The following is a 5,218-nucleotide window of genomic DNA, read 5'->3' on the forward strand; positions in this document are numbered from 1 at the left end:
ATCACGCACCTCCGCATCACGCACCTCCGCATCACGCACCTCAGCGCTCTACCCCCCCGCCTTGCTGACCGCGGGGGTCAAGCGTGAGCATCCTGCCCACCATACCTCTTGGTGGACAGATGAACATAAAGCTTATACAACTGTCCCAGATTCCACGGCCCCCTCTACTGTCTGTCCGCGCCGTTAACCGGTAACTGTCAGCGTTGCGTCATCAGTGCGCCTTGGGTAGTATCGATCCTCTAGGCGTTATGATGGCGGTCTTGAGAACTTCATCATGCCGGAAATGGCCGCCCGCGCCCTCCAGCTCTGCCCAAACCATGAAGAAATCAGCCCTGCAGTGCGTGTTTCGCAAGAGGCTCGGATGTCTATGAGTACGTCACCAAGCATCTGTCTAGTGATGCCGTATTTTGGCAAATGGCCGTTCTGGATGCCGTTTTTTCTCCAGAGTTGCCGGTTTAATCCGAGCGTCGATTGGCTTTTCTATACCGACTGCGAGCCACTCGGTGATTGTCCAGCCAATGTGCGCGTAGTGCGGATGAGCTTCAACGACTATTGCCGTAAGGTGTCGGCAAAGTTGGACATCCACTTCATGCCGACGAAAGCCTACAAGCTCTGCGACATTCGTCCCGCGTTGGGCCTGATCCATGAGGATGTGCTACAGGGGTACGATTTCTGGGGGTTTGGCGATATCGATCTGGTTTACGGTGACTTGCGTGCGTACTTCACGAATGAGCGTTTGCAAGAGCACGACCTTTACTCTACTCACGCTCGGCGTATATCCGGCCACCTGTGCCTGATTCGCAACACGCTGCGAATGCGTGAGGCCTTCAAGCGCATCCCGAGTTGGCAAGAGCGTTTCTGCGATGAGAAACATCAGGCGCTGGATGAAGGAGCTTTTACGCGGATATTCTTGCGCAACAAAAATCTGCCGCTCATTCTTCAGCGGCTGATTGGTACGGTGTTTAACCCGTGGTACCGGCGCAGCGAATTCATCGAGGCTTACAGCACGCCCTACGCTCGCATCGCCTGGGTCGACGGCAGTCGTGATTTTCCAGACCGTTGGTTGTGGGCCGGTGGCAAGCTTACCAACAATCTGAATGGCGATCGCGAGTTCCCATATTTCCACTTTATCGTCTGGAAGAAGCACGCATGGGAGAAGCTCGAGGCCGATAAACTGAGCGCTTCCAGCAGGTTTGCCGGGAGCTCGTCCTGGTCGATCAGTGAGCAAGGCTTCGAGTGTGAGCATTGATGACCAGCCGAATCAAGGTGTTACAGCTGCAGCCGGATTACAATGTCAAGGTCCACGATTTTGCCGACCTCGCAGAGCAGATCGTCAAGGCGCTACCGGTCGAGCGTTATGAGGTGCTGGCGGCATTCCTGCGAGGCAAGCCGCAGCCAGGCGAGCCAGCCAGTCGGGCGGACCGCTCGGTCTATTTCGAGTTTTCCGACAGGCAGCTCAAAGGTCTGCGTCTAGGGGCCTTGTGGCGACTGTATCGCTTCTGCCGGGCGGAAAAGTTCGATGTGGTGATCTGCAACCGCTTCAAGCCGGTCAATATGCTCCTGCAGTTGAACCGCTGGCTAAAAGTGCCGTTGTGTATCGGCATTTCGCACGGTTTTGGCGAGTACGATCGCTACTATCGGCGGTTTCAAACCAGGTGCCTGGTCGATGGTGCATGGCGCTTCGTGGGCGTCTCGCCGGCGGTCAAGCAATACCTGCTCGACTGTCATTGCGGCTTTACGGGACGGAATACGCTGGCTATTACCAATGCCATAGATATCCCGCAGGCAGAGGCTCTGCAGCTTCCCCGCGATGAGGCGCGCCGCTTGCTGGGGCTGGACTTGCACGCCCGTTTGCTGGGTGCGCTTGGCCGTCTGGTGCGGATCAAGGGACATATCTATCTGCTGCAGGCCTTCGCCCGGCTGAAGGATGTCTATCCGCAGGTGCATCTGGCGATCATCGGCAAAGGGCGTGAAGAGGCGCGACTGCTGACCGAAGTCGACCGCCTGGGCTTGACCGGGCGGGTTCACCTGCTTGGCTTCCGAGAAGACGCCTTGCAGTATGTTCGCGCCTTCGATATCTGGACCATGCCCTCGCTGGCCGAAGGTCTGGGCCTGGCCTTGCTCGAAGGCATGAGCGGGCACTTGCCGGTGATTGCCTCTAATGTGCCTGCCATGCTGCCGTTGATCCAGGGCGCCGGCGGTCTTGCGGTGCCGCCAGCGGACGTCGATGCATTGACCGCAGCCCTGGGCGACTACCTGCAGTTGAGCGATGAACAGCTGCGGGCAAAGGGTGACCGGGCTTATGCCTATTTGTGCGCGAACCACGACATAGAAACGTTTCGCCAACAGTATCTGCGGCTTATCGAAGAGTCGCTGAATCGGGCGAGGCCATCGCCATGAATCAGCCTCAGGAAGTGGTCACCGTGATCATCGCCTCGTACAACCATGGGCCTTATATCGAGGAGTGCATTCGCAGCGTGCTGGCGCAGAGCTATCCGCATGTGGAGTTGCTGGTTATCGACGATGGTTCCACCGATGACAGTGTCGAGCGTATCCGCCGCTTGCAGGCTGAACACGGGTTCGACTTCGCGGTGCAGAACAACCAGGGCTTGACCCATACCCTCAACGCGGCGATCAAGCGAGCCAAAGGGAGTCTGATCGTGCCTTTCGGTTCCGACGACATCATGCTTGCGGAGCGCCTGGCCAAACAGGTCGCTTACCTTCAGGGCAAGCCGGAGGTGGGCATCTGTGCGGGCAACATCGAGCTCATCGACGCGGCGGGCGACTTGTTTCCGGAAAAACGCCAGCGTCGCGACGTGCCCTTCCGTCGGCTGGATTTCGAAGATGTGTTCATGGAGCGCAAGCCCTATCCGCCCGCGCCAACTTTGATGTTCCGCAAGGAGGCGCTGGCCAAGGTCGGCGGTTTTGACCCTGAAATCCGCCTGGAGGATCTGCTGATCGAGTTGAAGATCACCCATGCCGGCTTTTACATCGATTGCTTGGGCGAAGTACTGGCGCGTTATCGCAAGCACGGTAGCAACTCGTACAAGAACCACCGCTTCATGATCGAGAGCATTCTCAAGACCTATGCTTTGTTCCGCGAGCATCCGCAGTACGATTGGGTACGTTACCGCTTTCTCAACTCGATGTTCCTCAAGTGCGCCAATCGTGACCGTGGTTTGGCCCGTGAACTGTTGGCACAGATTCCCTTCAAACGCTGGTCGAAAAAAACCTGGCGGGGTCTGATGCGGCTCTACTTGTCACCTTTGCAGAAAGGCTGAAGCGAGATGGGGTGGTGGGCAAGATTCCTGGAGCGACGCGCCCGCAAGCAGATTCGCCGCTTGCCCAAGTTGCAGCGTGGCCCGGCGAGGTTCCTGCGGCGCTATCCGCAGTATCAGGTGGGTCGCGGAACCTACGGTGTCCCGATCGTGCACGACTGGCAAGAAGGCGCGACGCTGACGCTGGGCAGCTACACGTCAATTGCCGAGCAGGTCGAAATCTTCCTGGGTGGTCACCATCGTACCGAGTGGGTCAGTACCTACCCGTTTCCGGCGATGGTCCCTGAGGCAGCCGGCATTCAGGGGTATGCTGTCAGTCGGGGCGACGTGCTGATTGGCAGCGACGTCTGGTTGTGCAGCAAGGCCATCATCCTGTCCGGGGTCACCGTGGGGCACGGTGCAGTGATCGCCGCCGGTGCGGTGGTCAGCCAGGACGTTGCGCCCTATTCCGTGGTCGCCGGCAATCCGGCGCGGCACATTCGCTGGCGCTTTCCCGAGGCGACGCGGCAAGCACTGCTGGAGGCCGCGTGGTGGGAGTGGCCCGAGCACGAGGTGCGCAAGGTCAGCCCCTTACTCTGTAGTGAGCAGGTCGAGGTCTTTTTGGACTATGCGCGGCAACGCGCCCGGCAACGATCTGGCGCCTGAGCGGAGCGCGTCCCCGCGCTCAGCGAAGCGGCGTGCGAGTGGCGTGGTGGCCGGGATTCAGGCGATGCCGTTGGTTGCGGTCCACGCGCGCACGAAGGGCTGCTCCCAGAACTGGCGCCGAGCGGCGCCCAGCGAGAAATTGGCGTCGAGATGCGCTAGCTGCGCGGCCACGAGGTCGGCCCGGGCGCTATCGTCCAACGCTCTGACGGCGCCCATGCGCGTGCACATGGCCTCGGCATCGCCCAGCGGAAAGCGCCACTCGTCCGCCGCAACCACTTCTCGCGCGCCGCCGCAGTCGCTTGCTATCACCGGGATTTCCGCCGCCATCGCCTCCAGCAAGACCATCCCGAAGGGCTCGTGATCGGAACTCAGCAGGAAACTGTCGAAGGCACGAAAGTAGCGGTCCATGCTTGGCACCTGGCCGAGAAAGCGGACGCGGTCGGCGACGCCCTGTGCGGCGGCCAGGGCTTGCAGCGACTCATCCAGGCGACCGCGCCCGGCGATTGCCAGCAGCGCGTTGGCCGGCTGCAGACCGGCGAAGGCGCGGATCAGCGTCGCCTGGTCCTTGTCCGGGTGCAGGCGGCCGACGTTGCCGAAGATGTAGGCTTCAGGCGGCAGGCCGAGTGCGCTTCGCGCGGCCTCCCTGCTTACCTGCCTGGCCTGCAGGGTCGCCAACTCGACATGGTTGTACTGGGTCCGGATGCGGTCTGCCGGCCATCGCGGCAGGCTGGCACGGATGTCGTCGCGCACCGCATCGGAGACCCCGAGCAAGGCCAGCCGTGTGGAGAAGGCACCGGCGAGGAGGCGCCGCGCCAGGCGCTGGTAGTCGCCGAAAGCGTGGTGCACGCCGATCACCGGGATCTCCAGCGCCAGACAGCAGGCGTAAATGGGCTTGAAGCGGTGGGCGATGGCCAGCGAGAAGCCGCGTGCCTGCTGCAGCTTGCGCAATTTCCACAGCGCAGCCAGCTTCAGTCCCCGGACCTGCCGCGAGTTGAAGCCGAGAAAGAGCACCTCGTCACCTCCCGAGTCGCGCACGACGTCGTCGTCGGGCTCCCCGGTGAGGTAGACCGTAGTCATTGTCCAGCCGCTGTCGGCGAACAGCTTGGACCACTGCTGGGCGACATCGGTGAAGGGCGCACCATAGCTATGACACAACTGCAGCACGCGGTGCGGTTCAGTGGCCATGATTTCTATCCGCCGGGCCGATCAGCGCCTGCTCGCCTTGCCGCATCCCGCAGTCACGGGGCGCGCTGGGCGCCCCAGGGCGGGCGACCGGGGTGCTCGGATCTTCGGAT

At 61.2% G+C, this 5,218-nt stretch carries 5 protein-coding genes; 4 read left to right on the plus strand and 1 reads right to left on the minus strand.

What is annotated here, in order from left to right; genetic code table 11:
• Positions 1-367 precede the first annotated feature (367 nt).
• The 4 genes from RUW20_RS11655 to RUW20_RS11670 are packed head-to-tail and all read left to right on the plus strand — an operon-like array spanning position 368 to position 3,923.
• Positions 368-1,249 (plus strand): DUF6625 family protein, encoded by an 882-nt coding sequence (locus RUW20_RS11655; RefSeq protein WP_409559351.1) that lies wholly within the window; start codon positions 368-370, stop codon positions 1,247-1,249.
• Positions 1,249-2,400 (plus strand): glycosyltransferase, encoded by a 1,152-nt coding sequence (locus tag RUW20_RS11660; protein WP_313952390.1) that lies wholly within the window; start codon positions 1,249-1,251, stop codon positions 2,398-2,400. The genes RUW20_RS11655 and RUW20_RS11660 overlap by 1 nt, the downstream gene beginning before the upstream one ends.
• Positions 2,397-3,281 (plus strand): glycosyltransferase, encoded by an 885-nt coding sequence (locus RUW20_RS11665; RefSeq protein ID WP_313952391.1) that lies wholly within the window; start codon positions 2,397-2,399, stop codon positions 3,279-3,281. The genes RUW20_RS11660 and RUW20_RS11665 overlap by 4 nt, the downstream gene beginning before the upstream one ends.
• Before the next feature lie 6 nt (positions 3,282-3,287).
• On the plus strand, positions 3,288-3,923 hold the full coding sequence (locus RUW20_RS11670) for a CatB-related O-acetyltransferase (RefSeq protein WP_313952392.1): 636 nt from the start codon (positions 3,288-3,290) through the stop codon (positions 3,921-3,923).
• A 57-nt stretch (positions 3,924-3,980) separates the two neighbouring features.
• Here RUW20_RS11670 and RUW20_RS11675 read toward each other — a convergent pair whose 3' ends face one another.
• On the minus strand, positions 3,981-5,108 hold the full coding sequence (locus RUW20_RS11675) for a glycosyltransferase (RefSeq protein ID WP_313952393.1): 1,128 nt from the start codon (positions 5,106-5,108) through the stop codon (positions 3,981-3,983).
• Between the last annotated feature and the right edge of the window lie 110 nt (positions 5,109-5,218).

The sequence above is a fragment of the Accumulibacter sp. genome (assembly GCF_032229525.1).
In the GTDB taxonomy this organism is placed as follows: domain Bacteria; phylum Pseudomonadota; class Gammaproteobacteria; order Burkholderiales; family Rhodocyclaceae; genus Accumulibacter.